At 43.6% G+C, this 22,777-nt stretch carries 20 protein-coding genes and 1 tRNA gene; 10 read left to right on the plus strand and 11 right to left on the minus strand.

The window, feature by feature from the left end:
* Position 1 precedes the first annotated feature (1 nt).
* The 3 genes from KFE98_07940 to KFE98_07950 are packed head-to-tail and all read right to left on the minus strand — an operon-like array spanning position 2 to position 3,097.
* Positions 2-1,000, minus strand: coding sequence for an NAD(P)H-dependent glycerol-3-phosphate dehydrogenase (locus KFE98_07940; GenBank protein UTW64059.1), 999 nt, complete (start codon positions 998-1,000; stop codon positions 2-4).
* Entirely contained in the window at positions 997-2,151 is a 1,155-nt protein-coding gene (locus KFE98_07945; GenBank protein UTW64060.1) for a hypothetical protein, read from the minus strand. The genes KFE98_07940 and KFE98_07945 overlap by 4 nt, the downstream gene beginning before the upstream one ends.
* Entirely contained in the window at positions 2,141-3,097 is a 957-nt protein-coding gene (locus KFE98_07950; protein UTW64061.1) for a hypothetical protein, read from the minus strand. The genes KFE98_07945 and KFE98_07950 overlap by 11 nt, the downstream gene beginning before the upstream one ends.
* 57 nt (positions 3,098-3,154) lie before the next feature.
* Here KFE98_07950 and KFE98_07955 point away from each other — a divergent pair, with 57 nt between their 5' ends.
* A complete protein-coding gene (locus KFE98_07955; GenBank protein ID UTW64062.1) occupies positions 3,155-3,367 on the plus strand; it encodes a hypothetical protein in 213 nt (70 codons plus the stop codon).
* A gap of 5 nt (positions 3,368-3,372) precedes the next feature.
* Here KFE98_07955 and purD read toward each other — a convergent pair whose 3' ends face one another.
* Positions 3,373-4,647 carry a phosphoribosylamine--glycine ligase gene (gene purD, locus KFE98_07960; GenBank protein UTW64063.1) on the minus strand — a complete coding sequence of 425 codons (1,275 nt, stop codon included), beginning with the start codon at positions 4,645-4,647 and terminating at the stop codon, positions 3,373-3,375.
* Between the two features lie 67 nt (positions 4,648-4,714).
* Positions 4,715-5,752 carry a GTP 3',8-cyclase MoaA gene (gene moaA / locus KFE98_07965; GenBank protein ID UTW64064.1) on the minus strand — a complete coding sequence of 346 codons (1,038 nt, stop codon included), beginning with the start codon at positions 5,750-5,752 and terminating at the stop codon, positions 4,715-4,717.
* A gap of 517 nt (positions 5,753-6,269) precedes the next feature.
* Between moaA and KFE98_07970 the strand changes: the two genes are divergently transcribed.
* The 3 genes from KFE98_07970 (at position 6,270) to KFE98_07980 (ending at position 9,095) form a co-directional block, all read left to right on the plus strand.
* Positions 6,270-6,343 (plus strand) — tRNA-Ala (locus KFE98_07970).
* A 118-nt stretch (positions 6,344-6,461) separates the two neighbouring features.
* Complete coding sequence (locus KFE98_07975; GenBank protein ID UTW64065.1) at positions 6,462-6,809, plus strand: four helix bundle protein; 348 nt, start codon at positions 6,462-6,464, stop codon at positions 6,807-6,809.
* A 252-nt stretch (positions 6,810-7,061) separates the two neighbouring features.
* Entirely contained in the window at positions 7,062-9,095 is a 2,034-nt protein-coding gene (locus KFE98_07980) for a hypothetical protein (GenBank protein UTW64066.1), read from the plus strand.
* A 235-nt stretch (positions 9,096-9,330) separates the two neighbouring features.
* Here KFE98_07980 and KFE98_07985 read toward each other — a convergent pair whose 3' ends face one another.
* Both KFE98_07985 and KFE98_07990 read right to left on the minus strand, forming a co-directional pair.
* Positions 9,331-10,233: a T9SS type A sorting domain-containing protein gene (locus KFE98_07985; protein UTW64067.1), complete on the minus strand. Its 903-nt coding sequence runs from the start codon at positions 10,231-10,233 to the stop codon at positions 9,331-9,333.
* A gap of 99 nt (positions 10,234-10,332) precedes the next feature.
* Positions 10,333-10,818: a helix-turn-helix transcriptional regulator gene (locus tag KFE98_07990; GenBank protein UTW64068.1), complete on the minus strand. Its 486-nt coding sequence runs from the start codon at positions 10,816-10,818 to the stop codon at positions 10,333-10,335.
* Between the two features lie 258 nt (positions 10,819-11,076).
* On the opposite strand from KFE98_07990, the gene KFE98_07995 reads away from it, so the two are divergent.
* Positions 11,077-11,640: a hypothetical protein gene (locus tag KFE98_07995; GenBank protein ID UTW64069.1), complete on the plus strand. Its 564-nt coding sequence runs from the start codon at positions 11,077-11,079 to the stop codon at positions 11,638-11,640.
* A gap of 133 nt (positions 11,641-11,773) precedes the next feature.
* Here the strand turns inward: KFE98_07995 and KFE98_08000 are convergent, their stop codons facing one another.
* The 4 genes from KFE98_08000 to KFE98_08015 all read right to left on the minus strand — a co-directional run bounded on the left by KFE98_08000 (position 11,774) and on the right by KFE98_08015 (position 15,224).
* Entirely contained in the window at positions 11,774-12,892 is a 1,119-nt protein-coding gene (locus tag KFE98_08000) for a hypothetical protein (GenBank protein ID UTW64070.1), read from the minus strand.
* A gap of 96 nt (positions 12,893-12,988) precedes the next feature.
* Complete coding sequence (locus tag KFE98_08005) at positions 12,989-13,891, minus strand: AraC family transcriptional regulator (GenBank protein UTW64071.1); 903 nt, start codon at positions 13,889-13,891, stop codon at positions 12,989-12,991.
* 173 nt (positions 13,892-14,064) lie between these two features.
* Positions 14,065-14,454 carry a DUF4345 family protein gene (locus tag KFE98_08010; protein ID UTW64072.1) on the minus strand — a complete coding sequence of 130 codons (390 nt, stop codon included), beginning with the start codon at positions 14,452-14,454 and terminating at the stop codon, positions 14,065-14,067.
* 59 nt (positions 14,455-14,513) lie between these two features.
* A complete protein-coding gene (locus KFE98_08015; protein ID UTW64073.1) occupies positions 14,514-15,224 on the minus strand; it encodes a YafY family transcriptional regulator in 711 nt (236 codons plus the stop codon).
* Positions 15,225-15,377: 153 nt separating this feature from the next.
* Between KFE98_08015 and KFE98_08020 the strand changes: the two genes are divergently transcribed.
* The 5 genes from KFE98_08020 (at position 15,378) to KFE98_08040 (ending at position 22,719) form a co-directional block, all read left to right on the plus strand.
* Entirely contained in the window at positions 15,378-18,026 is a 2,649-nt protein-coding gene (locus tag KFE98_08020; GenBank protein UTW64074.1) for a sensor histidine kinase, read from the plus strand.
* Positions 18,023-18,664: a response regulator transcription factor gene (locus KFE98_08025; GenBank protein UTW64075.1), complete on the plus strand. Its 642-nt coding sequence runs from the start codon at positions 18,023-18,025 to the stop codon at positions 18,662-18,664. Before KFE98_08020 ends, KFE98_08025 begins: the two co-directional genes overlap by 4 nt.
* A 128-nt stretch (positions 18,665-18,792) precedes the next feature.
* A complete protein-coding gene (locus KFE98_08030) occupies positions 18,793-20,961 on the plus strand; it encodes a T9SS type A sorting domain-containing protein (protein UTW64076.1) in 2,169 nt (722 codons plus the stop codon).
* Positions 20,962-21,113: 152 nt separating this feature from the next.
* A complete protein-coding gene (locus tag KFE98_08035) occupies positions 21,114-21,980 on the plus strand; it encodes an NmrA family NAD(P)-binding protein (protein ID UTW64077.1) in 867 nt (288 codons plus the stop codon).
* Between the two features lie 286 nt (positions 21,981-22,266).
* On the plus strand, positions 22,267-22,719 hold the full coding sequence (locus tag KFE98_08040) for a Crp/Fnr family transcriptional regulator (GenBank protein UTW64078.1): 453 nt from the start codon (positions 22,267-22,269) through the stop codon (positions 22,717-22,719).
* Positions 22,720-22,777: the final 58 nt, after the last annotated feature.

Genomic DNA, 22,777 nt, shown 5'->3' on the forward strand with positions numbered 1-22,777 from the left:
TTTACGAAAGACGATCCGCCAGCAACTTCATTTCGATGGCTGGAGACATACGTTCGTAAAGGATGCGGTAAATGGATTCGCAAATGGGTATATCCACTTGAAACTTCTTGTTGATTTCAATGATTCCCTTGGCAGCATAATAACCTTCTGCGACCATGTTCATTTCAAATTGAGCTGAACGCACTGAATAACCCCGACCAATCATGTTACCAAAAGTCCGGTTGCGGCTGTATTGTGAATAGGCCGTTACCAGCAAATCTCCTAAGTAAGCGGAGGTAATCACATCCCGGTGAATCGGGTGTACGGCGTCTACAAATCGTTTGATTTCCTGAAGTGCATTCGAAATAAGTACAGCTTGGAAGTTATCGCCGTAGCCAATACCATGGCAAATGCCGCTTCCTACTGCATACACGTTTTTAAGAATAGCCGATAATTCGGATCCAAATAGATCATCAGAAACGGTAGTCTTGATATAACGGCAAGCCAGTTTTTCGGCCAGATCTTCGGCAATGGAAGTGTCTTCGCAAGCAATGGTTAAATAGGACAAGCGTTCCATGGCTACCTCTTCGGCATGACATGGTCCACAGATAATTCCCATTTCATTGTAGGGAGTGCGAAACTGTTTGTGAAAGAACTTCGCAGGGATAGCGTGGTATTCGGGAACAACTCCCTTAATGGCGGTAAAAATGATTTTTCCTTTCATTAGGTCTTTCGGAAAATCATTGAACACATCGTACAAAAATGCAGATGGAGTGGCCATGATTAAGATGTCAGAATCTTTAACCACTTCTTCCAGGTTATTGCTTACCCGAAGTTTGTCTCCCACAAAAAGAACCGAACTGAGATAATTAAGGTTTCGGTGATAAGTATTAAAATGGTCAACCGCAGCAGGGTTGCGCATCCACCAGTTAATGCTGTCCAGGTTTTCACTCAGGATTTTGGCCAGAGCAGTCGCCCAACTACCACCACCTATTACTCCAATTCTCGGGTTGCTTTTCAATACTGTCTTCTTAAAATGGTTCCGGACGTGCCTACCGCGATGGCATGAACGTTATCCACTATACTTATGCCGCCAAAGGTAACAGAAGTGGGCGAAGGTAGCTTCTCTTCTTTCCATTGAACTCCAAGATCTTTGGATATCATGATTTTACCATGTTTTGTCTCAGAATGGGTACCGGCATATATGCCCAGGTCATCCAGAAAATCGACTTTTCCATTTGAGGTACGAAGAAATTTGTGGTACCAGTCAAAGGAATTGGTGGAGAAGAAGAGCCCTTCATCTTTGGTCATAAACGCTCTGTTGGATCGCAAATAATAAAGATCGGTGAAGTTTCGGAAACTCACAAAGTCTGACGAAAGGGTCATGTCAGTCCAATTCAGGCCACCATCCAAGGTTTGAAGTTGGCGCTGATCTCCAATTGCATAGCCTTCTTCATCGTCCAAAAAAGAAATGCAGGTTAACTGATTCGAAGTAAAAAGCCGTTGGTACTTAACCGTCCAGTTCTTGCCGCCGTTTTCGGTATAAATCACATGGACATTTCCTCCACAAATGCTTCCTTTTTGATCGGAAATGAAGTGAACATCGTTCCAGTCCAATCCCAAACCGAAGGAGTAATCAGAAAAACTGTTTCCGTCTTCCGATACCAGGATAACGTCGCCAGTTCCGGTTACACAGAAATGGCTTTCGGAAATGACGTCTACTGAAGTTAAGTGGGTACTAACTCCTGAGGACAAGCTATTCCAGGTTCTGCCACCATCGGTAGTTTTGATGATGGTGCCGTTTTTTCCGACTGCAATTCCGGTTTCGTTGAAAAAGTCAACGGCGGTCAACTCCTGGCTTGTCGGGCTTGCAATGGAAACCCACCTGGGTTCGCAGGCAACACAGTTGGGGCCTCCGCAGTCAATTTGTGTTTCGTCGTTATTGAGAATTCCATCATAACAGGTTTCACAAGCACCACAAACACCACCGCAGTCTACTCGGGTCTCGTCCTGGTTTTGTTCGCCATCATCGCAAGTTTCCTTGTTACAAGAGTTGAGGGAAAAAAGAAGAGTAAGGCTGATTAGAAAAAGTGCGTAATTCCATTTCATGGTCACAAAGTTAGCCGATTTTGCAGCTGGGTCTTTAGGAATGGATAAACGGTTAAAAGCCATTGGCGTACAAATACACCATCCAGCAAGAAAAAAGCAGGATAAACAGGGCATTGCTGAGCCAAGCTCGTTGGAGCCGCATGAGTAGATTGGCAAAGAAAAAAGCGATTGGAGCAAAGGCGATGGATATGGTGGCGGCCCATCCAAAAGGACCGATTACAGCTGCTGCGGTTAGAATTAACCAAAACCATCCGGTCCAGATGAGGTGGTTTTTTACCACTACCTTATTAGAGGCAAATGATCCTAAATAAACCGGTAAAGAAAATATCCAGGTAACCAGCACAGATGAAACCATCAGCCAGTCGCTCCAAGCGAGCGGTGCCGGTGCCGACCGACTCCAATTTTGCCATTCAGGCCACGGTGGAAGGCCAAAAAGGTAGAGAGTTCCGCCCACCAAATAGCCTACAAACAAAGGAGTGATCAAGGTGATTACAAAGCCCTTGATATTGGCGCTACCGGAGTAGAGGTAGGCCACCCAAATCAAAACGAGTAGACCAATAAAAGGATAATAGATCAAACTCAACAGGCCTGTAAGCGAGGCCGCATCAAACAAGAGGTGATTGGGCTTGCCACTGCGTTGAATAGCCAGGCAGCGGTCCGCAAATCGCAAAAGTAAAGGCGCTCCAATGACCCATGGAGCTTGTAAAGAAAGGACTCCTCCCAAGGCGATCATGGCCGGAATAAAAAAATTGGCAAACAGATTTCGCTGAGGAAAAAACTCGTATTTGTTGAATAAGTAGCTGCCATAAATCCCCGATGAAATGACCACAAGGAGAGCCAAAGTTCGATCCAGCCAAGTGGGAAGAATTCCTAAATAAGGGAGCAGAAAACTCGAATTGGCTGAGAAGGAGTCCGAAGAAAATAAGATTGGTATCAATAAAACCACTCCCAATACAGCGCTAAAAAACACGGCTGAAGGCCTTTCTGAGCCAAGAATAGAGCGGATCATGCGGCAAATGTAAAAAGGTGATTCGGGATAGAACCTGAATTGGATAAAATAATACTTTTGTCCACGTACTTAAACACAATTGCGATGACTTGGAATGGAATTATTTATGGTCTTGGAGATTTGTTGCTAGATTCTTTCGCTCTTTTGCGTGTTCTTGGCAATGAGTTCAACACAGTATTGATCGTTGTTGGATTTATCATGGCTACCTGGTGGACCTTGCAATTGGTTAAGTTCTCCAAGCAAGCCGGATCTAATAGCTCTGCTGAGTAAATAACTTACAGCAGGTCCAAGCCGATATCCTTTCGGTAGTACATTCCTTCAAACTTGATTTGATCAACCCTATTGTAGGCTCTTTTTCGGGCTTCCTCAATGTCTTTTCCGTAAGCTGTACAGCTAATTACGCGTCCACCTGAGGTAAGAAGATTCCCTTCTTTTTCTGTGGTTCCAGCATGAATAGTTAAGCCATTTTCAACGGAAACATCCGCTCCTTCAATGACTTTTCCTTTGGCATAAGCTTCAGGATATCCACCTGACACGAGCATAACGGTTACCGCGGTATCCGGATTGAGCTCCAAGGTGCACTGAGATAATTCCCCCTTGGCCGTAGCCTGGAACAGCTCCAGTAAATCTGATTTTACCCGAGGAATCACAACTTCTGTTTCAGGATCTCCCATGCGTACATTGTATTCAATAACATAAGGATCACCATTTACATTCATCAAGCCGATAAATACAAATCCTTTGTAGTCCATGCCTTCAGCGGAAATTCCCTGAATCGTAGGCTTAACAATACGCTCTTCCACTTTATTCAGGAAGTCGCCTTGGGCAAATGGAACCGGTGTAACGGCACCCATACCACCGGTATTTAATCCAGTGTCACCTTCGCCAATTCGTTTGTAGTCCTTGGCTTCCGGAAGAATGACGTAATCCTTTCCATCGGTCAATACAAATACCGAAAGTTCGATGCCGCTCAAAAATTCTTCGATAACAACTGTATCTCCTGCCGCACCGAATTTACCGGAAAGCATTTGACTCAATTCGGATTTGGCTTCTTCCAAATCGTCCAAAATGAGAACTCCTTTTCCAGCAGCTAAGCCATCGGCCTTCAATACGTACGGAGCGTTTAAGGTTTCCAAAAAGGCCTTTCCTTGTTCCAACGTTTCGGCTTTAAAGCTTTCGTACTTGGCGGTAGGAATATCATACTTGGCCATAAATGCCTTGGCAAACTCCTTGCTTCCTTCTAACGTAGCACCCTGCTGATCAGGACCAATAACAGCCACGTTTTGCAACTCAGCGTCTGCTTTAAAAAAGTCGGTAATTCCTTCCACCAAAGGAGCTTCGGGACCAACTACAACCAATTGAATAGAATTCTCCAGAACACACTTCTTGATTCCGTCAAAGTCATTCACCTTAAGGGGAACATTGATTCCAAAGGCAGACGTTCCGCCATTTCCAGGAGCTATATAAAGTTGTCCTAATTTGGAGCTTTGAGCCAATTTCCAGGCGAGGGTATATTCCCGTCCACCTGAGCCAATCAGAAGTACATTCATGAGTTACGCAATTTGGGCTACAAAAGAAGAAAATATTCAGCAGGAGCTAGCTGATTTTGGCAAGGAGTTATCCACCAATCAGGATCATGCTGCGATTGTCTTGGTTGTTAGTTGGATTGGCAAATGAGTTCATCGTATCCATCCCGGCTCGGGTGAATTTTTTGGCTCGGAGGTTTTCTTGAATCAATTCGCGAATCGATTGCCCCTGTCTAAGCGCAGATAGGAGATCGGTTTCTCCTTTTGAAAACAAACAGTTTTTTAATCGGCCGTTTGCGGTGAGCCGAATGCGGTTGCAGCTGTCGCAAAAAGGATTGGTTACGGTACTAATTACCGAGAAGGAGCCGGCGAACCCTTTCACTTTGAAATTTTTGCTGGTATCGTTTGGTTTGTCCTGGAGTCGCTCCAGCCGGTCAGGGCCAAATTCTTCCCCTGCTTTTTTGAGTACTTCGGCCAAAGAAACCAGACGACTTCGGTCCCAGGAGTTTCCGCTAAAAGGCATAAACTCGATAAAGCGAATTTTCAAAGGCCACTCACTGGTCAAGTCAATAAAGCGGGTAATCTCATCGTCATTTTGATCGCGTAGAAGCACCACGTTAATTCCAGGGCGAAAGCCTTCTCTCAAAGCGAGCTGAATGTTGTTCATCACCCGGTCAAATTGATTTCTTCGGGTCAATCGGTGAAATCGCTCCGGATCGAGGGTGTCGAGACTCAGGTTAATCTGTTTGATTCCCAGTTCATGGAAGAGCGGTAGAAATTTGTCAAGAAGTAGTCCGTTCGTAGTAATAGCAAGCTCTACCGGTAATTCCGCAAGCCTTTTGAGTATATCTGCAGCATCTCTGCGTAGTAGTGGTTCGCCTCCAGTTAATCGGATTTTTTGCACGCCCATGGCCACAAACTCCTGAGCGATTTGAATGACTTCATCAGCCGTCATGAGGTGATCAGAAGGGCTTAATTGAAGGCCCTCAGCGGGCATGCAATAAGTACAGCGGAGGTTACATTTTTCGGTAAGCGAAATACGGAGGTACGTATGTTGACGACCAAAGGAATCCACCAAGGCTGTGGCCGTTTCGTTTTCGGTTAAACGAATTTCTGGAGCTCCGTGCATGATACAAATATAACGAATGCTGTGGGCTGAGCCTCACCCCAAACAACCCGAAAAAACGCCTATTCGGAAAGGAGCGAAAGGGCGTCTTCAGGGTTTGTTTTCTGCTTCATGGCGAAGTCAGTGTTGATTTTCCGGTTCCAGGTGGGATGATCCGAAAAATGGATCTATTCAATTGCGCAATTCAAAAAGAACCGGAAAGTTGCGAGCAATTCTTCCTGGGAAGTTTCGGATAAACACACAGTAAGAAAAGAGCAATCACTAAAAGTTTAATCAATCCCGAGGCGGCCAGAAGGCTACCCGTTTGGAGCAACTAAATTACCAGTCCTCTTGGCGGCCAACAAAGAATTGGTTTTAATGCTTTGCAAACAGTCTCTGAAGCGGTTGTGATCCCAGTTTTAAGTTCGTTAGGAAATGGTTTCTGAAAGGTTACCAAATCAATTTGCAAATCTGTTTGGAGTGTTGGAGAAATATGTTTTAGATTTGCAGCCACTTTGGAAGTACGCTTCCGTCGTGAGTTGGGGATGTAGCTCAGCTGGCTAGAGCGCATGACTGGCAGTCATGAGGTCGTGGGTTCGACTCCCATCTTCTCCACAAAACAGAGTGAGAGTGCGAGCGAGAGCGAGGACTTTCATTCTGTTTTTCTTCACTCTCACTCTCAAACTCGCGTCTGAATCCCTACATTTGTTTGGTAATCAACCTTATCAATACCATGTTTGATTTTCAGAAACTGACCGTCTATCAAAAGGCTAAGCTCTTTCATTCTTTTATTCACGAAAAAATTCTTGAACCCAACAACCTTAAGCCCTATTATCGGGATCAATTAGGGCGAGCTTCATTAAGTGTGGCTTTGAATATTGCTGAAAGCAGCAGTCGTTTTACACCCAAATCCAGAAGAAACTTTATCGTAATTGCAAGAGGTTCGTTGTTTGAGTGCGTTGCCGTTTCTGAAATTCTACTAAATCGAGGATCTATTTCTGGAGAGCAGTACCAGGAACTATTCAACCAAGCCGACCAGCTCTCCCGAATGCTCTTCAAAATGATTCGGAATTTGGAGTAGAGGTAGTTTTGTCGTAGCTCCAATTTAAGTAAAACGAACTCAGATCCGGAGGTGTTAGACTGCGCCGAGGCTGGGGATCTTTCAAAGTACTGACTTCCAAAACGACCATCTACGTGTAGCTTCTTTAGTCTGTATTTACACTATGAAACGCATTTGAACATCTATGAAATCGCATTGGCCTACTGTGAATTTTCATGAAAGCAGCCTTATAGTGAGTAGTAAATTCAAGAGAAATTTTAAATCAATAATCTTATGAAAAAGAAAATCACCCTATTGTCTATAGGTTTTGTGTTTTATGCCGGTCTCATATGGGGACAATCCTGGAGTAAAACAACTACTGCCGATAATATTCCGACCGGTTACGCCGGTACCATTGGACTTCCAGGACAAACAACTACGTATAAGGTAAGTGCTTTTGAAATTAAACCAGATGCTGCAGTTATAAATGAGACCAATCAAAGTTCGATTTACCCCTTTGGGACTTTGTACTCCGCGTATTCATTAGATTTTAATGAAGATTTAGGGGGGATTTTGTTTCCGATTGCTCAATTAAATAGTGTTTGGTTTAAGGCAACAGACCCTGATGGAAAACTTTTGATGTCGAAGCGAGTAGAGCTGCCGACTTCATTTCTTTATTCCTTCCAACCTCCTTCAGGTGCTTTTTCACGTACTCATAGAGATTTTTTGACGATAAATAGTCTGCGCTACGATCGGAACGATATTTTAGTTTTTACCGGAAGTATTACTGGTTTTGAATACAATTCTAATAATATTCCATCCGGTGGTTCTCCTATTAAGTACGAAACGATGGTGGTAGGAACCTACAACCTGGCAACAAATCAGATTGAACTTGAGTACTTAGACAGTCCAACAAAAGTGGTATGCTTTGCTAGTTGCAATACCTATCATATACATTCTAGTGGTAAGGGAGTCAATTATTTGCCAGAACATGAATTGTATCATGCCATTGGTGTTACCATGAATTACCAAAACTCAAATACCTTCTACAAGGAAAATCCAATTGCTATTGTATTTGAGGTAGATTCCAAAGGAGCGATAAACATCATTAAAAAAGAGGCATTTGATTTTGAATATGCACCAACCGAAGTAGACCGATTCCTAACGGGCCATGGGACCGTTTCCGTAGGAGCTTATAAACCACCAACTCCTTATAGTACCAATTGTTCAGGGTATCCTTCTGCTGGATTTGGTTTGGGTGTTTTTAATTTTAAATACCTGAAATCGATGAATGAAACTCGGATTGGCTCCTATCGAGTTTCTTATATGCCAGAATTTCAAATCAACCGTAGTTTTCCTAATACTATTGATCACCCAACCATTATGCAGGGTATGGCGAATGAAACGTTTGTAGCCTTTAATACTTTTCCAATTGGTGCCAATAATTACTCCGTTATTGGAAAATATGATTTGGACCTAAGTGGTTCTTCATTCATGGATATTAAGGTAGAGCCCAATCAGAATATTGTAAGTTCAGCATTTCAATGGACTGACAAGAATACTCATGCCCAATTAGTCGTTAATATCGTGGGTGATTTGGGTCAAAAAAATTTTGGTTCAATGGGATTAATTGATGTTCGGAAGACCAGCTTTCAAACTTCTCCCTTAAATGTTATTCAATTGTTTTCGGAAGACTATGGTCATTGGAGTACCAATATACGCACCATGACAAATGTAACTGCGGTTGGAACCCTTCCTCCCAACGATCAAATGGACTATTACATAGCCGATGGTTTGTCCACAAGAACTGATTATTCGAGAGATCATATTTACGGTATTAGTAATCAGGATTTTGATGCGGTTTGTCATGAGGATTTTCAAGCCGTATTGAATCCAGTTTGTTATGCAGAAGAAAGTCATGAAAACGAGGTCAAGTGGCTTCAATTGAATAATTCACGCTATCCGATTGGAAACATGGTTAATTATACCGGCGCCCTTGTCACCGACGCACATGGAGAGATTTTCGATTGTGTTGAATATAGAACTCCTTCCGCTTCATATAAGACGGTCACATCTGCAGAAGATATTTCGCCAGAAATGATAAGTATAGAAATTGCGGTAAAGGAAATAGACCGCAATGTCTTTGTTTTCGAAAAAGGAGATGTGGTACTATCCAACGCAAGTTTTTTGGATATGAATGGGCGAGAATTAGAAGTTTCTCGGAATGGTAAGATGTATGATTTAAGTTTTCTTCCCAAGGGAATGTATGTTGTACAGCTCCATTTTGAAGATCAATCAGTCTTCAGTAGAAAATTGATGGTGCGCTAATTTTGAGTATTAAATAGACAACCATCCCAGAGACACCACAAAACAGGTTCGAGAACGAGTGCGGTAGTACGAAGACTCGGACCTGTTTTTCTTTGTACTTGTCCACATCCTCGTTCTGAATGGTCATTTTGGGGTGTTATTCGCAATTTAGAGTTCTGGTATTTCCTTAACTCTCAATAAAAGAGACAATTTCCCCGGTCAATTTTTCGGTATTTATTTTCTGGTGAGCTGACCACTACCGCACATAAACTTTCTGGTACACGGTTTCTTCGGGAGAGGTTGCCAGGATGAAGTATAGCCCATTTTGTAGGTTGGAAGTGGATAAACTTGTGGACTCCTCTTGGGTATCAAAGCTTTTTAGCTCACGGCCATCTGTGCTTAGGAGGGTTATGTGCAATTCTTGATGCCCCTGGTTTGAGATTTCAATTCTTTCTGGAAAAACGTGGATCGAATGAGAGGACTTGACCGGATTTAAATCTTGATTGCTCAGTGGGACCGGTGCTTTTCGTAAGCAAGGGCATTCATTGCAAAAAAGTGTTTGGCCCTGTTTGCTGTAGCAGGTCAATTGAACCATTTGCCGTCCCCATTCCCCAAATATTTCATAGGGGAAATTGCTGAAGGCGCCAATTCCTTCAACGATTCTTTGATGCACACCATTGGGGTAATGGATGGTTTGAATTCGTCTTGTAACACCCATAATGGTTTCATATTCAATGGATACCTGAGCGTATTTCAAAGTATTGGGATCGAGGACACTATCCCCTTTTTGGAGGTTGTAATTCAAATAAGGAACATCCTTGTTGTTTTTCCATCGGTAAACCATTCTTTGGGTGGTATCCTCTCGAAGATATACGATGAACCTTGAGCCATTTACCTGACTGCATTTCAGGGGATCGTTCCCTCTTCCGGCTTTGGTGAGATATGAATTTATTTTCCAGTATTTATGGGATTGGATGGTGGTGTCCTTTTCTACATAGCAGAGCTTTTCTCCGAAACATTCATCGCCGCCGTAGTATCTACCCTCTTTTATAATCCAAAAGCTGGTGGTGTCTAAGTCAAGTGGGATGTAACGGTGGGTTTGGGTAAAGGCAACAGTTTGTAATAAAATGAATAGAAAAGTAAAGATGGATCCTTTCATGGCTGAGGTTTTTGAGGTTTGGTTTACTAAATTAACAACAGCAATTTTCCATGGGTTGGCTGATTGCTACGTATGGGCACCGGGGTATTCCGTTGGTGCTCAACCCTTCAATTTCCCTTGACTCTCAATAAAGGAAACAATCTCTTCGGTCAATTTTTTGGCATTTATTTCTTGAGGAATGAAGGCTGAGCGAAGAAGGGTGATTGCGGAAGTCATTTCGCACAGAAGGGAGATGTGGGGGTAATCCTCACCCACGATTCTGATAATCACTTCTCGAAAGTTTTCCATCGTGTAGCCGGCTTTTACCACTTCTTCTATTCCTGGATCGGAACGCATGGCGGAAATAAGTCCGGGCACCAAGTCGGGCTTTTCCTGTGCGCTTTTACATCGGGGAGCTACCAGTGCCCGTAAATCGGAAATGGGGTCCTCGGTGACTGGAGCAACCGGAGTGGGCATAATTTTGATGGCTTCAATGATCAAGTTCTCCTTGGTGGGCCAGCGTCTATAAATAGCACCGGTTCCACATCCGGCCTTGGTGGCCACGTCTTGAACCCGAAAACGGTCAAACCCTACTTCAACCAACAAACTGGCTGCTGCTTTTAATATGGCATCTGTTCGGCTTTGGTCGCGTTTGCGCCCCTTGTGTTCTCAGCAGGTACCTTGGTCTCTTTGGAATCCGTGTCTTGTTCTTTCATAGGAAATGCTTCGGCATGTTCAAGATAAAATGAGAGTCCAAATTTAATTACGGAAATCTAAATTTCTAAAAATAATTACGGAAATGCTTGTTCCCGGAAATAGTCATTTCTAATATTGTCCTCGAAATAATTCCAAAACAGAAAAAAGATGAAATTAGAATTGAACTTAGAAGCGAACAGTTTTATGGATTTTGCAGTTGGCAAAGTGACTAAGGGAATGGAAGAACAGGTGTTTCAAGAGTACTTTCCGGCGGTTGGCGCAGTTTTAAAAGAATTGGAGATCCGTTCTCTACGATCCTTTGCAGTATTGGAAACCAACTTAGAGGGAATAAAGCCGGAGCAAGGAGCCTTCACCTATTTTAAAAATCCGGATTTCTACCATGATTTTATGAATGACCCTCGATTTGTAAAGGTTAGACCTCTGCGAGACGCGGCAATGCCCCTCTTAAATGATGGGAACATGTTTGAGCTTCCTCAGCAGTCTATTGAATTGGATTCAGAAAACGAATATGCTTTGGTTCTTTCCACCGAGCACCTCTTGCAGGGATCGCCTTTGATGGAGTTGAACCTGGCGGAAAATAGTCCCAACAAATACTACGATGGAAGAACTTTGGCCATGTATCCATGGAGTGACGAGGCTCAAGCCTTATTGGCCTCAGATCCGGATGGCGTTATTGTTTTCCGCATTCGCTTTTTCCCGATCCAAAACTAAGGTGCTTTCCTAATAGATGAGCTCATCCTGGCTCGAGAAGAGTTGCCATACTTTTAGCAACCACCAAGGCACGGTATAAAAAAGCCCGAGCGGATAACTTTGCTCGGGCTTTCGCACATGGGTTTCTATCCCACTAATTTTGATTCGGGCCGTAGGGTGCATTTTGCATGGCTCGAATATCTCCCGATTCGTTCACAGAGATTCCAACCACTTCACCGGTTTCCTCATTGATAAGTTTACCGGCTCCTTCGAAAAGTCCATAGCCTTCAATCAACCCACCTTCAATCGGTACATTAAGAGTTGGAAATTGCATGAACTCTTTTTTGTTCATAGGCTCCACCGTAAATGTTTTCGACCCCTCAATTTCGATTGGGAATTCGTAGGTCCATCCCCAAGAGCACCAGGTTTTGGTCACATCAGACTGTACGTAACCATTTTGAATCACCTTTACTCCTGAGAAGTACTGTACGTTTCCATCAGCATCGCGGTACAATCCTTCCTGATGACCATTGAAGAAGTTGTATAAGTGCATGGTTGCACCATTGTTGAAACGGAAGGAAGCCCATTCCCAGAATAGAGTACTAAAATCTCCCCATTGTCTGTCTACCCAGGCACGACCGTGTACATCCAACACCTTTTCGATGGAAGTATCCTCATTTTTCAAGGTCAACTTTCCGGATAGATTACAGTTTGGAAGAGAGTAGTAATAGCTAAAATCGTCTTCAGCACCTTGTTGGATAAATCCTTCAATACCCAATTTGTCTTTGTGCCACAATGCGTCACTACAGTTGCTTAGGGTGAAGTCCCAATCCGAATCGTTGGAAGTGAATTTCAAATGCATGGTGTCTTCATCGAAGTTCCAATCCACCGAAGCACCTTTACCATCATCGGCTGTAATGCGGTTCTCATCCGGATCATAATAATCCTGCATGTCCATAACGGTAAGCCCCATCGGCACTCTTACCTTTTTTTGGTTGTAGTCGGTAATGGTAGCAGTAAGTCCGATCACTGCCTTCTCCATCGGTAAAACTTCTCCCAAAAGACCTTGCTGAATATTGCTTCCTCTAAATCCTGATACCGAAAGGAACATAAAGTAGGGGTTGCCTTCTGCATCGTGTACCACAGTGGTTACGTACCACCATTCAAAAGTTTTCGCACTCATTCTTTCGTGCGGAGTCCATTCTTCCCAAATGCTTCTCATTGTAGATTCGGGATTCTTTACGTCAAACTTTAAGGGTTCAAACTTTGCCATGATTCTAAATTTTTAGTAACGATTGTTTATCGATACAAAGGTGAATAGAGGCAAAGGCCTAGGTGTTATACAGAAAACGGGCTAGCTTATAGATTTTCAGGAATTCAACTGATCGCGGTATTGCCGGGGAGAAAGCCCTGTGTGTTTTTTGTAGAATAGGCTTAAGTGCTGTAGGCTACTAAAGGAAAATTCAAATCCAATTTGCTCAATGGTCAAATTGGGATTGGAGAATTGAATTTTAAGCGCCAACACTGTGGTTTCGTTAATCAACTTCATGGCACTTTTTCCAAACGTCTTTTTTACTGATTCGCTGAGGTGATTAGGTGTAATAAAAAGCTCCTTGGCATAAAAACCTACGGTACGCTCGGTTTGGCAATTTTGCTTGACCGATTTTAAAAAGGCATAGGCGATGTGTTGAGATCGGGAGATTTTACCCGTAAAGTTCTGCTGACATTGCTCGGTATTGGCCAGCTCATAAACCATGGCCATAAAAAGATGAAAAGTAACTTCAGCCTTATAGGCATTTTTAAAGTCCTCCTTGTTTCGTCTCTTCAGTTCCAGGGCAATGCAATTGAGGCTTTCGGTCTCGCTATTATTTAGGGTGATGTGGCTTGGAGTTTTAAAGACGAGCGACTCTAAAACTTTCAAGCCCTTGTTTTGAAACTGGTAGCGGGTGAATAGTTCGGGCATAAAGTTGATGACCACCATTTTTTCCAATGTATTCACCTTTTTAATCTGAACCAGGCTATCCGCTGTAATTATGGCCACGTCATTGTTCGATAAATGGTAGTCCATTAAATCCATCTGAATCTGAAAATTTCCAGAGATCACAAAGGCTATAGAAAAGTACTTCGATCGGAAAGGTGGAATTGCGCAGAGTAAGTCCTGGTCAGAATTCTTAAACTCATACACATGCAACTCATCCGATTGCAAGGGTTCATTTAGGATACGAACCATGTTGGCAATATCCTGAGAAATTGGACCTTTCAGATTAGACATACGGGGAATGCCGAATTTATTGGGTGTTATTTTGACTTCCTGATTGCTCCCAACGGAGTTCAAGCGGAAGGTACAATTTTATTCCTCCTTCAGATCTCCTGTTGAGCCCCGGCTAACGGACAAATTCGGCACTCCCCATAAATTGAGGACCGGTGGTGATGAGAGCCAATTAATTAACCCATCGCAACCATAATCCAGCAAACCAAATTGGCAGAACCTAGTACTATCTCGAAGCCGAGTCCCTGAACAATTTGCTTATTGGGCCTACCATCTGTCATCATTCCAAATATTCTACCCACGGCAAATCCCAAGAAAATAAGTGCACCTACCATAAAGGACGAATGAGCGAGCTGAGGCAAAAGGATGCCGAGAAACAGGAGCAATCCACCTACCAGCATAACGGCACTAACTCCTCTCATTTCATTGAGAAGATCCACGTTGTTGTCGATGGTGATACCTGAATTTTTTAAGTAAGTCTTTATCGGATTGAACAGACGCATGCTGCCTACAAATACCAATAAGGTTCCTGAAAGTCCCAAGGTTGCCATTTTTACGATTTCCATTTTTTCTTGCTTTTGTAATGTTTGATGCAAGATTAATGGCAGCTAGTGACAGAGGTGTGTCAGGAATGATTTTGGTTTTTGATATACTCTTCAAAAAAACGTTCCATGGTCATGTTATGCGGCTCAAAGGTTTCATCCAATGTCTCCATGGATTCTATAAAATCGATCCGAAAGACCCGGAAATCGTTTCTTAGCCGGCAGAAGGCAATGAAGAGAAAATTTCCATTGATGCTGTAAATACCAAAAGGCTCAATGAGTCGGGTAGTGGAGGCGCCTTGGGAAGAGAGGTATTCAATTTTTAGAACCTTGTAATGAATAAGGGCGGATTGAATTTGCATTAAGTTGTCACTCGATTTTTCTTCGGTCCGATTTTCTCCGAAAAAGACTCGGTTGGCAAGTAAGTCAGCATTGCCCTTCTGCGAATATTTCAAAATGGCCTTGATCTTGTCCATCGCGCTGGAAACGCTATCGCTCAAGGATTGGTCCTTGTTTTGGGTGATGAGTCGTTCAACGGTAATGAGCGCGTTGGCCTCGTCTTCGGTAAAGAGTACCGGAGGAAGGTGATATCCCTCAACCAGAGAATATCCTTTGCCTTCTTTGGATACAATGGGAATTCCCGATTTTTCAAGGGTCCGGATGTCGCGGTAAATCGTACGAATGCTAACCTGATGTCTTTCTGCCAGGTACTGAGCAGTGACGTTTCTCTTCGATTGCAGCTGAGTTATGATGGCCGTCAATCTGGATAGCCTCGGTTTTTCGTTTTCCTCCATGATTATTGGGATCTTTCCGCCAAAGTTGCAAAGGACAGCTTGAAGACTCGATCCAAATTAACCAAAATTCAACCAAGGAAGGTCTTTCGATGTTTCCCCAGCAAAATTGATAACCTGGGTACAATCAGGTTCTCTTTATCCTAATTTAGCAGGGTGCGAAGAGTTCTACTGGTAATTTCTCTGATTTTTCCCCTGTTTGCTTTTGGCCAAAGAAACCTCAAGCCATCCGTTCATTTAAGGCCTTTTGCCGAATTGGAACAAGCGACGGTAATGGTTTTGGCTGAAGATTCTTTGGGCCAGATCTGGATTGGAACCCAAACCGGAATTCGCTATTGGGATGGCACAAAGTTGAGAAAGCCAAATACCGAAAATGGCTACGTTACTCATCTTCACTTTCGTGACTCTTGTATCTATGCGCTTCAGCTGAACTACTTGTACAAAATCAATGTGTACTCGATGGAGGTTGAATCGTATGATTTTCCCTATCCAGACTACCGTAATATCCAAGCGTTGGAGCATGGGTTTCTCACCATATCCAGAGATTTTAAAGACACCTTACTTCTCGATTATCAGCTCAGTCCTATCGAAAACGGGCAAAGTGAGAGGATAAATGAACGGCAGGATACAGCCGTGTTGGGCGCTTACGTGATAACCAATGAGTATGTCATGGGGCCGGAAGATACTTTGGCAACTTCCCATGCGCTAACGGGCCGAGTCGTTCAGTTTGACGAAAACCATGTGTTTGTTGCCTCCCACGAAGGGCTGATTGAATATGCGTTGGACCACCACGGAAACCTGATTAAAAATGTACACGTCCAATCTGATCGGGTAGAGAATATTTTGGTGGATCGCTATCAAAATTTATGGGTAGGTACGGCTGAAAATGGATTGCTCCAGTTCCATAAAAACATGATTCTCCATAACTATTACAAGGAAAGTTTACCTGATGGCTCGCTCAATCCTTGCTGGACCATTGGTTCGATTGATGGAAGGATTCATTACACCACGTCTCACGGCATTCGCGAATTGGGCGCAACAAATTCAGAGGCAACCGCGATAGAGAAGGCTACAGCCCATTTGACTTGTTTTTCCTTTTTGGAAACCGATGAGTTTGTTTGGATTGGAACAGCGAAAAAGGGGCTTTACAAATATGTAAATGGACGGGTTGAACCCATTTATTTCAATTCGCAGGAATACTTGGATAACACCATTGTTCAAATTCTGGAAGATGGCCAGGATTACCTGGTATGTAGCAAATATGCCATCCATCGGATAGACCGGATGGGAAAGGTCAAGAACAGCTACCCTTTCAAAAAGTACCATGAAAAAGACTATTCCATGCAACTGGTTAAGCTCGATTCCTCCTACTTGTCGGCGAATACCATTGGGATCGTTGAGTATGATCAGAATTTCGTGCCCCAGAGTAGAAAATACAAGGATGCCCGGGTTTTTTCAGACTTGACTTTTTACCAGGATTCCTGGTGGATTACCTCCCTGGATGGAGGTGTGTACAGGCTGGAGCAGGATTCTCTGGTGGAAGTTCCTACTCCCCAAAATCAACTGCTAAAAATCCGGTCCTTTCAAAATAATCTGTGGATTACAGGACTTTCCGGAGCCTTGCTTTATCGGGATTCGGTATTTACAGAATTTGGTCTTGAAAATGGGTTTCCAATCACCGAATATGCACAGGGAGGTTTGTACAACTACCAGGATTCTTTGATCCTATTTTCAGGGGTTGAAGGTGTTTTCGAATACAACGGCAATGGGCAAGAAGAGGAAGTGTTGATGCCCCAATGGCACCTGCTTCAAAAAGATACCTTTTTACCGCCTCAATCCTCTACTCTGCTCAACTATGATGTATCCGTGGTTCAATTGCTTCCCCGAGCCATAATTACCACCGATAGAAACCGATTTGACCTTTCCTATACCTTAAATGGAAACCGGTTTGATTTTGAAAATGGGGTTCCTCTCTTACTGGATTTGAACTATGGTGATTCGAAACTTGTGTTTGAAATTAAGAACCTGTTGACAGGGGCAAAAAACAGCTATGCTTACCACTTTTATCGAGCTGAGCCCATTTGGCTGAAAACCTGGTTTCAAATTCTACTTGGATTGGGTGGATTGATGGTGGTTCTCGGGTTTTATGTTTTGTATGGTTATTTCAAGACTCGAAAGCTTCTCAAGCAGGAGGAGGAACACCGGAAAATTTCTCAAGAGCGGCTTCGAATTTCACGTGAACTACACGATAACATTGGAGCCCGATTAACCCATATTATTTCCAGTATAGATGTTGAGCTCTACCGAAATGCGGGGGACCAAAATCAATTGGAAGCGATCAATTCTTTTGCCCGTGAAACGATGAGTCAGTTACGGGAAACTATTTGGGCAGTGAGTGATCAGTCCATCTTTTTTTCGGAGCTTTTGTTGCGCGTGGATCAATATGTGAGTCAGGCGAATCAATTAACACCGATTCAGTTGACCTACCGCAACGCAAGCAAATCTGATTTTGAATTGAACTCGGCACAGGTCATCAATTTTTTTAGAATTGCTCAAGAGGCCATTAACAATGCCATTAAGTATAGCGAAGCCCGACAAATAGAAGTCTCGGTAGAAGAGGCAGACCATCAGATGCAAATCAAAATCAGCGATGACGGAATGGGATTTGATGCCGCAACTCAAACCCATGGTTCTGGTTTGCGAGGTATGCGCCACCGGGCAACTGAAGTGGCCGCTTCGCTCAGCGTCACGAGTAAAAAAGGAAAAGGAACAACCATTAAAATCACAATACCCTTTCATACATGATTAGGATAGCCCTTGCAGAAGACAACGGATTTTTGGCCGACTCTATCATGAGCAAATTGGCCTTGTTTGAGGAGTTTAAGGTGAGTTTTCATGCCTTGAATGGAAAAGACCTTTTGGATCGATTGACTCAAGATTCAAATTTGGATGTCATTCTCATGGATATTCAAATGCCTGAAATGGATGGGATTGAAGCTTCCAAAGAGGTAACGCAGCGTTTTCCGCATATCAAGGTGATCATGCTTACCGTATTGGATACGGATCAAAAGGTCTATGAATCCATCCAATCTGGAGCGGTGGGGTATTTACTAAAAGAAAGCTCCCCTCAGGAAATCTTTAATGGAATTAAACAGGCCGTTTCGGGTGCCGCTGCGCTGTCGCCAAGTATTGCGCTCAAGGCCATGAAAATGATTCAGAATCCGGAATCGGTTCATCAGGACACCGAACAGTTTGATTTGACCGAGCGGGAATTGCAAGTACTTCGTCAACTTTCCAAAGGGTTGAACTACAAAGAAATTGCATCCAATTTGATCATTAGCCCGAATACGGTCCGCCGCCACATCGAAAACATTTACCAAAAGCTTGAAGTGTCCAACAAGGCCGAAGCCATTCAAAAGGCCTACCGGAACAAGTTGTGCTGATTCGAAATCCCGGCTACATCAGGCCATTCACGATTTTCTGCTTCACCAAATGGTGCAGATGACCTATTGGGAATCCCTCTGCTACTGGGGAACTTTGTCGTTCTATTCTTTTCAAAAAAATGAACGTAATGAAGAAGTGGTTTTTGATTGTAGTGGCGGCGTCCCTGATGCAACCGACATGGGGGCAAATGACTTTTACCGGTGGATTGATGAGCACGGCGGGCCAATGCTGGTCGATTTGGGCATCCGGAGACACGGCGCTCATTGGGTTTAACAAAGGACTTTATCGCACCACCGATGGTGGAGCCGTTTGGGAGCATTTGACCAACGGAATTCCTGCTGATTCAGACCCTCGAACCATTGAATACTCCAATAACAAGCTCATTGTGGGAACCAATCAAGATGCCCGAATCTATCAATCCGATGATTTTGGGAATACCTTTACGGGTGGAACGGGGGTTATTACCAGTATTGCCGTACCTACAGCCAGTTCTTCCGGGCCGAAAAACAGCATGATCGGTGGTACCCTGTTTCAACCCTATGTATTTGATTTTAATACCAACGACTGGACTTCCACCGGCGGCACCGGATTTATCACGACTCACGGAATCAGTTACCTTGGGGGAGATACGATCTGGATCTGCAGAGGAAAAACCACCAGCTATTCCCACGATAATGGAGCCACTTGGACTGACGTAACCAGCGAACCTCAAACCGATGTTGGAGGAGGAGTTGTCCTGACCACCGAAGCACAAGACATGGCTAAAGTGGGGAGCCGCATTTTGGTTTACAGCAATCTCAATGGATTTCCGGTATTGTACACCGACGATTATGGGTCAACCTGGCAGGCTGCTGATTTGAAATCCACCTCCTGGTCCGATTACGGAACCAAGTTTATCCGTGTAAATGATAACCACTTGATTTCGGTAAACCTGGCAGGTCTCTGGAAATCGACGGACCAGGGAAAAACATGGACCCAGATTCAATCGATCACCAAAATCAGAACCATGGCCATTTTCAATCAAAACCATTTGCTGGTGGGTACGGACGATGGAGTTTGTGAGTTTGATAATTACGGTGAAGGAACGCTGATCAAAAAGCATGGAACCGTAGCATCCTCTTCGGGTCTTGTGAAGTTGGCCAATGGAAATATTTTGGCCGCAAATGGTTCTGGAGTTTTCCAATTCAATGGAACGGCCTGGTCCATTTTGCAAGATTCCACTGTGAATAATCAAGCCTTTGGTGCAGAGCGATTGGCCTTGACTTCGGATAGCTTATTTGCCATGGGGGCAGATAAATTCTACGTATCGGGTGATGATGGCAAGACTTTCAAGGAAGGAAACAAATCTCAATTCTCCAGCCAAACCCCAAGCGCTGTGGCTTATATTGGAAATACGAAATTGGTGGGTTCTCACAATATTTCCAGTTTTAGAGCTCCCAAGATTTTCTATTCTACGGATAAGGGCAAGACCTATACCGAAGCCAGTTTTAGCAACAACGTCTCCTTGGGTTACGGAGGATTGGGAGGCAATTTCGTTGAGCGTTTCTTGGAGTCCAACGGTGCATTTATCGCGGATATGCAAACAGGGTACGCCATTTCCACCGACCAGGGAAAAACTTGGACTTATACGGGAGGAACCTGGGATCTGTCTTATTTGACAGCAATGGGCAATAGCCTCTACCATTATCGATCTACTCGATTGCCTATTCCAAAGCGGATTTTGGAAGTCTCCACAGACAACGGTGCCAATTGGACGGAAGTAACGCAAAAAGGCCTGCCCAATTCAGGCGGAAGCAATTATTCCGGCCTTTGGGGAGTTTGGAATAGTGGAGGTGCATTGGTAACCTACAATGCTTACGAGTCTCCACGCGGATTGTACAAATACAAGTCTGCGGAGGATGAATGGGAGTTGATTCCTGGAACACAGGCCCCGGTAAATGACGAAGATGCGGTACTCGACCTATTTCATTTCGACGGTGTGACTTATGCCCAAATAGATGGTCGGGGAATTTGGAAAGTAGGAGTTGGTTCGCAAGTGAATTCCACCATGTCCTGGAATGAGGAGAATAGTGGACTTAGCATTTTTCCAAATCCGGCGAGTACTGAAATAAGCCTTAGTTCCCATCTTTCTGAAGTCATGATTCATATCATCGATCTTAATGGGAAAACTTGGTTTAATGAAACTCTTCCTGAGTCCCGGAAGCTGGATATTTCCAACTTCCCTTCTGGGTTGTATTTGATTCATTATTCGAGCTCAGAGGAGTCAGGTACGCATCGTTTTCTCAAGGTTGACTAATGCGGTAAAAGGCTTTAACGTTTATTTGTTTTCTGTAATTGATTGTTAATCAATTAATCTAACTTTTTAGTTTGTACCCTACTTATTTGTAGGTACTTGTAGAAAGTAATGTGTGGTCATAGTTTTGAACTCAAAATATTGAAACTAAGATCATGAGCAGAAAAGTATTCGTATCAGGGGCAACCGGTTTTCAAGGAAGACCAATCGCTGATGGGTTAGCCTCAAAAGGCGACCAGGTCGTTACCCTTACCCGACAAGAAGTGTCGGATAATCGCATCAAAAATGTAGCCGGAGGTTTTGAAAATTTGGATGCCGTGAACCAGGCTCTTGAAGGAGTGGAGATCGCGGTTTTTACCCTCCCACTTGTTTTTGATTTGGAGCAGGCCCAGGTTATGGCTCAAAATTTTATTGAGGCAGCCCAGGCTCAAAATGTAGGATTGGTGGTTTTCAACAGCAGCTTTGATCTGCCGCTCGAAAACACGGGTTTATTGGCTTTGGATATTAAAGTCGCCGTAAAGCGTTTGTTGGATGATTCCGGTTTGAAAGTAATTACCGTGGCACCCGATGTATATATCGATAATCTGGCTGCTCCCTGGAGCATTCCGCTTGTATTGGAACAGGGAATTTTACCTTACCCAGTTAAGAATGGGCAAAAAATTCCATGGATCAGCCACGTTGACCTTGCCCGGTTTGTAATGGCAGCATTAGATAAGCCCGAGTTGGCCGGTGAAACCCTACCTATTGGAGGAAACTTGCTTAGCGGAGAAGAAATTGCGGAAGTTATAGCGGAGAAAATTGGTAAGCCCGTCCAGTTTATTGGACTTGCTCCAGATGATTTTGAAAAGAACCTGGCTCCGAATTTTGGTGATTTGGCAGCTCGTGAAATTTCCAATTTGTACCGCTACGTGGAACGCAACATGGATCGTATTACATCCAAAGATTTTGCGGCAACCCAAGCCAAATTAGGGGTGGCGCCCCAACCTCTAAAAGATTGGGTAGACAGTGTCAATTGGTCTTAAGGCCTTTGATAGTTTGTGCAGAGAGCGGCCATTGGCCGCTCTTTTTTTCGTTCAACCGACATTTACCCGACCTAATGCACGGTTTCCATCATGGAGTGCTTGTAAGAATTGAGCTGGAGTTCTACCTTTAACCCACCTATCATGTTGAAGGGCATGATGGAATAACGGGACAAGCTCAAATGATTAATTCCCATCAGTACATAAAAGCCAAAGATTTAATCGAATGGAACATTAGTCTGAATCTGGGACTAACCACCCGTTCCAAAAAGAAGGGGAGTATTTCCTGTTGGAGGGGCAGCGTTGCAACTACTTCTATTACATCTTAAAGGGGTTTATTCGGGTCTATTACATTGATCTGGAAGGAAACGAGGTAACCCATTGGTTCACTCCAGAGGATTGCATGATTACATCTCCCTTGAGTTTTTTCAAAGACGAAGAGAACATATTGTTTTTTGAAGCTTTGGAGGATACAGAAGCCCTATTGATCAACCGTCAACAATTGGATACCATCATCAATCAATTCAAGTCAACAGAGGAAGCGGTGAGGCATTTGTATGCGGAATTTGCCATGGTTTTTAGCCGAAGAATTATGAGTATTCACACCGAGTCGGCCGAGGATAGATATTTGAAGCTACTTAAGGATTACCCGCTCTTGTTTCAAAAAGCCAAGCTTTCTCACATAGCTTCCTTTTTGGGAATTACCCCCCAGAGTTTGAGCCGGATTCGTAAAAATATTTGAGGTCATTTCCTTTTTTACCATAGGGTAATTTTTACCTGACGGGCACCCTGCAACTTTG

It is taken from the genome of bacterium SCSIO 12741 (genome assembly GCA_024398055.1).
In the GTDB taxonomy this organism is placed as follows: domain Bacteria; phylum Bacteroidota; class Bacteroidia; order Flavobacteriales_G; family Salibacteraceae; genus SCSIO-12741.

What these genes read in the sequence shown, in the direction of transcription:
- KFE98_07945 (UTW64060.1), bottom strand. Translation starts at nt 2,151, where the DNA reads ATGGCTTTTAACCGTTTATCCATTCCTAAAGACCCAGCTGCAAAATCG.
- KFE98_07950 (UTW64061.1), bottom strand. Translation starts at nt 3,097, where the DNA reads ATGATCCGCTCTATTCTTGGCTCAGAAAGGCCTTCAGCCGTGTTTTTT.
- purD (UTW64063.1), bottom strand. Translation starts at nt 4,647, where the DNA reads ATGAATGTACTTCTGATTGGCTCAGGTGGACGGGAATATACCCTCGCC.
- moaA (UTW64064.1), bottom strand. Translation starts at nt 5,752, where the DNA reads ATGCACGGAGCTCCAGAAATTCGTTTAACCGAAAACGAAACGGCCACA.
- KFE98_07975 (UTW64065.1), top strand. Translation starts at nt 6,462, where the DNA reads ATGTTTGATTTTCAGAAACTGACCGTCTATCAAAAGGCTAAGCTCTTT.
- KFE98_07980 (UTW64066.1), top strand. Translation starts at nt 7,062, where the DNA reads ATGAAAAAGAAAATCACCCTATTGTCTATAGGTTTTGTGTTTTATGCC.
- KFE98_07985 (UTW64067.1), bottom strand. Translation starts at nt 10,233, where the DNA reads ATGAAAGGATCCATCTTTACTTTTCTATTCATTTTATTACAAACTGTT.
- KFE98_07995 (UTW64069.1), top strand. Translation starts at nt 11,077, where the DNA reads ATGAAATTAGAATTGAACTTAGAAGCGAACAGTTTTATGGATTTTGCA.
- KFE98_08000 (UTW64070.1), bottom strand. Translation starts at nt 12,892, where the DNA reads ATGGCAAAGTTTGAACCCTTAAAGTTTGACGTAAAGAATCCCGAATCT.
- KFE98_08005 (UTW64071.1), bottom strand. Translation starts at nt 13,891, where the DNA reads ATGTCTAATCTGAAAGGTCCAATTTCTCAGGATATTGCCAACATGGTT.
- KFE98_08010 (UTW64072.1), bottom strand. Translation starts at nt 14,454, where the DNA reads ATGGAAATCGTAAAAATGGCAACCTTGGGACTTTCAGGAACCTTATTG.
- KFE98_08015 (UTW64073.1), bottom strand. Translation starts at nt 15,224, where the DNA reads ATGGAGGAAAACGAAAAACCGAGGCTATCCAGATTGACGGCCATCATA.
- KFE98_08025 (UTW64075.1), top strand. Translation starts at nt 18,023, where the DNA reads ATGATTAGGATAGCCCTTGCAGAAGACAACGGATTTTTGGCCGACTCT.
- KFE98_08030 (UTW64076.1), top strand. Translation starts at nt 18,793, where the DNA reads ATGAAGAAGTGGTTTTTGATTGTAGTGGCGGCGTCCCTGATGCAACCG.
- KFE98_08035 (UTW64077.1), top strand. Translation starts at nt 21,114, where the DNA reads ATGAGCAGAAAAGTATTCGTATCAGGGGCAACCGGTTTTCAAGGAAGA.